Raw genomic sequence first — 4,140 nt, 5'->3', positions numbered from 1 at the left:
CCCTGCTGTCGGCGCACCGCTGCACCCGCGCCCTGTCCGAGGCGCTGCCGGGGGCCCTGCGCACGGGCCAGCTCGTGCCGCACTACGAGCCGCTGGTGCACCTCGGCGCCCAGCCCTCGGCCGACCGGGTGCTGGGGCTGGAGGCGCTGGTGCGCTGGCAGCACCCCGAGCTGGGCCTGCTGGGGGCGGACCGGGTGGTGCCGGTCGCCGAGCAGCGCGGGCTGCTGCCCGCCGTGGACTCCGCCGTGCTGCGGGCGGCGCTCGCGGACTGCGCGCGCTGGCGCTCGGAGGTGCCGGGGTGGGGCGAGCTGTCGGTCGCGGTCAACGCCTCGGCCCCCTCGCTGGTGCACGAGGACCTCGTGGAGCGCGTGCTCTCCGAGCTGGCCCGCGCCGGCCTGCCCGGCCGGGCGCTGACCCTGGAGATCACCGAGCAGGCGCTGCTGGCGGACCGCACCGGCATCGCGGCCCGGCTGCTGGAGCTGCGCGAGGCCGGCGTGCGGATCGCGGCCGACGACTTCGGCACCGGCTTCGCGTCCCTGGACTACCTCATCAGCTTCCCGCTCGACCTGCTCAAGGTCGACCGCTCGCTGGTCGAGCGGGCCGCCGACCCGGCCGGCCGGCGCCTGCTGGCCGGGGTGGTGGAGGTCTCCCACGCCCTCGGGGTGGCCGTGCTGGCCGAGGGCGTCGGCTGCCCGGAGGACGTCGAGCTGGCGCGCGAGCTCGGGTTCGACGCCGTGCAGGGGTTCGGGGTCGGGCGCGCCGCCCCCGCCGAGCGGGTGCCGACCGGCCCGGAGCGTGCCAGCCTCCTGCCATGACGCGCTTCGGCTACACGCTGATGACCGAGCAGGCCGGACCCAAGGACCTCGTGCGCTTCGCGGTGGGGGCCGAGGAGGCCGGCTTCGACTTCGAGGTCAGCAGCGACCACTACTCGCCGTGGCTCTCGGCCCAGGGGCACGCCCCCTACGCGTGGACGGTGCTGGGCGCCGTCGCGCACGCCACCGAGCGGGTGGAGCTGATGACCTACGTCACCAGCCCGATCCTGCGCTACACCCCGGCGGTCGTGGCCCAGAAGGCCGCCACCCTGCAGCTGCTCGCCGACGGCCGCTTCACCCTGGGGCTGGGCGCCGGCGAGAGCCTCAACGAGCACATCGCGGGCCAGGGCTGGCCCGGCGTGGACCAGCGCCAGGACATGCTGGTGGAGGCCATCGAGATCATCAGGGCGCTGCACACCGGCGAGGTGGTCACCTACGACGGGCAGTACTTCCGGGTCGACACCGCGCGCATCTGGGACCTGCCCGAGGGCGGGGTTCCGCTGGCCGCCGCCGTCTCCGGGCCCAAGTCGATCGGGCACTTCGCGCCGCTGGTCGACCACTTCATCTCCACCGAGCCCGAGGCCGACCTGCTCACGGCGTGGGACGACGCCCGCGCCGCCGCCGGGGCCACCGCCCCCTCCCGCAAGATCGGCCAGATCCCCGTCAGCTGGGACGCCGACCGCGACGCCGCCGTGGCGCGCGCCCACGAGCAGTTCCGCTGGTTCGGCCTCGGCTGGTCCGTCAACGCCGACCTGCCCACCACCGCCGGCTTCGCGGCCGCCTCGGCCTACGTGCGTCCGGAGGACGTCGCGGAGTCCATCCCGTGCGGGGACGACGTGGACGCCGTCGTCGAGGCCGTCTCGGCGTACTGGGAGGCCGGGTACACCGACATCGCCCTGGTCCAGATCGGCGGCGACGTCCAGGAGCCGTTCCTCCGGGCCGCTCAGGAGCGGCTGCTGCCCGCCCTGCGCGAGGCCGCGCCGGCGTCCTGACCCCCCTGCGGGGAGGAGCGCCAGAAGGCGGGGACGTCCTCGGGCGCGAGCGCCCGGGAGAAGAGCCAGCCCTGGCCGTGCTGGACGCCGATGCTGGTGACCAGGGCGAGGTGCTCGGGGGTCTCGAGCCCCTCGGCGGTGACCTCCAGCCCGGTGGCGGCGGCCAGGGCGGCCACCCCGGTGAGCAGCTGCGGCGCCTCCACGGTGCCGGACACGGTGCGGGCGCCCGGCACCGGCAGGAGCGAGCGGTCGAGCTTGAGCAGCTGCACCGGGAAGCGCAGCAGGTAGCCCAGCCCCGAGTAGCCGGTGCCGAAGTCGTCCAGGGCGACGGTCGCCCCGGCGTCCGCGAGCACCCGCAGGCCGGCGGCGCAGTCGGGGTCGGTCGGAGCGGGGTCGTGCTCGGTGATCTCGAGCAGGAGGCGGTCCGGGCCGATGCCGGCGCGCAGGCAGGCGGCCAGCACGTCCTCCACGAGCACCGGCGAGGCCATGCTGCCGCGGCCGAGGTTCACCCCGATCCGGTGCACCCGCAGGCCGGCGTCGTCCCAGTCGCGCAGGGCGGCCAGCGCGATCCCCAGGACGCGGCGGTCGAGCTCGGCGCCCAGCCCGAGCTCCTCGGCCAGCGGCACGAAGACGTCGGGCCCGAGGACGCCGCGCTGGGGGTGGTCCCAGCGCGCCAGCGCCTCCACGCCCAGCGGGACGCCGGTGGCCAGCTCGACCACCGGCTGGTGGTGGACGAGGAGCCTCCCCACCTCGGCCGGCGGCACGGGGCCGAGCAGCGCGCGCACGTCCTGCAGCAGCGCGGCGCGGCCGAGGACCTCCTCGCGCAGGTCGGGGCTGTAGCGGACCACGCGTCCGCCGCCGCGCTGCTTGGCGGCGTACATCGCGACGTCGGCGTCGGCGAGGACGCCGTCGGACGGGCCGCTGTTGCGCACGAGCGCGACGCCGATGCTCAGCGGCACGGGGCGCGAGAGCCCCGGCACGGTCACCGGGTCCACCGAGCACTCGGCCAGGCGGCGGGCCAGTCGCTCGGGGTCGTCGCGCGTGCTGAGCACGACGAACTCGTCGCCGCCCGGGCGCGCCACCACCCCGTCGCGGCCGACCGCACCGGCCAGGCGGGCGGCCACGACCTGCAGCACGACGTCGCCCGTGTCGTGGCCGTAGCGGTCGTTGATCTCCTTGAACCCGTCCACGTCGACCAGGGCGGCCCAGGTCACGTCGGGGGACGCGTGGGCGGCCGCGAGGCGGCGGCCCATCCCCAGGCGGTTGAGCTGGCCGGTGAGCGGGTCCACCTCGACCTGCCGCTCGCTGGCCCGCAGGAGGCCGATGGTGCGCACGAGCGCCAGCGTGGTGATGACCGCGCCGGCCCCGAGCACCGCCCACCCGGGCAGCCCGGGCCCCGGCAGCAGCGCCCCCGCGACCGCGGCGACCACCGGAGCCGCGGCGAAGGGCATCACGGCCAGCACCCGCGTGGAGCCGCGACGCCGGTTCCGGACGGTGCGCATCCCGCCGAGCTGCGACATCGACGGGTGCAGCGCCGCGAGGACGAACAGCCCGGTCCAGAAGATCCCCAGCAGCTGGGGGCCCCGGCCGGAGCCGGCCGCCTCGAGCGGGGACCCCGCCAGCAGCAGGTCGTGCAGCAGCGCGCCGGAGCCGCCGGCCACGACCAGGGCCGGGGAGGCGGGGATCGGGGCGTGGCTGAGCACGAGCCACAGCAGCAGGCCCAGCAGGACGACGTCCAGGGCGACCCGGGCCATCCGCAGCGGGTCGCCACCGCTCTCGCCGACGGCGCCGGTGACCGCCACGGCGACGGCCGCGAGCAGTCCCGACGCGACGAGCACCACCGCCGCGTCGGCCCACTGGCGGCTCGACACGTCGGCGCCCCGGGCGGTGCGCGTGGAGGTGATCGCGACCGGGACGGCGACGGCGACGCCGAGCACCTGGCCGACCAGCACCGCTCCGCCGCTGAGGACGGTCTCGACGCCGACCACCACGTCGCTGGTCATGTGCAGGGCGATCAGGGCCAGCAGCCCGCTCACGCACCACCAGGGAGCGGCGCCCGCGGGACGGCGCACGAGCAGGACGGCGACGACCGCGGCGGCGCTGCCCCAGACGGCCACGAGCAGCAGCGGGACGCGCAGCGCCGGCACGCCCGCGGCGAGCGCCACGACCCCCGCCAGCAGCAGCAGCTGCCGGGCGAGGGGGGGCGGGCGGAGGCGTCGGGGCACGTGAGGCGCATCGGCACCCCGCGGGGGGTGCTGAACGCCCTCCGGTGTCAGGCCCCCGGTCGGCCCAGCGGGCGGTAGGTCCACCCGGCCGCGGCCCACGCGGCGCCGTCG

Annotated in this window: 3 protein-coding genes; 2 read left to right on the top strand and 1 reads right to left on the bottom strand. The window is 77.1% G+C overall.

What is annotated here, in order from left to right; translation table 11 throughout:
- Positions 1 to 815: EAL domain-containing protein (locus AC5FZL_RS15850; protein WP_493619846.1), on the top strand; the 815-nt coding region annotated here is incomplete at its 5' end.
- On the top strand, positions 812 to 1,804 hold the full coding sequence (locus AC5FZL_RS15845) for a TIGR03557 family F420-dependent LLM class oxidoreductase (RefSeq protein WP_493619845.1): 993 nt from the start codon (positions 812 to 814) through the stop codon (positions 1,802 to 1,804). The genes AC5FZL_RS15850 and AC5FZL_RS15845, both read left to right, overlap by 4 nt.
- Here the strand turns inward: AC5FZL_RS15845 and AC5FZL_RS15840 are convergent.
- Positions 1,756 to 4,029 carry a putative bifunctional diguanylate cyclase/phosphodiesterase gene (locus AC5FZL_RS15840; protein ID WP_493619844.1) on the bottom strand — a complete coding sequence of 758 codons (2,274 nt, stop codon included), beginning with the start codon at positions 4,027 to 4,029 and terminating at the stop codon, positions 1,756 to 1,758. The genes AC5FZL_RS15845 and AC5FZL_RS15840 overlap by 49 nt on opposite strands.
- Between the last annotated feature and the right edge of the window lie 111 nt (positions 4,030 to 4,140).

It is taken from the genome of Quadrisphaera sp. DVD1 (assembly GCF_058932755.1).
The sequence above is the reverse complement of the archived record's forward strand: the minus strand, read 5'-3'. Positions and strand labels throughout refer to the sequence as shown.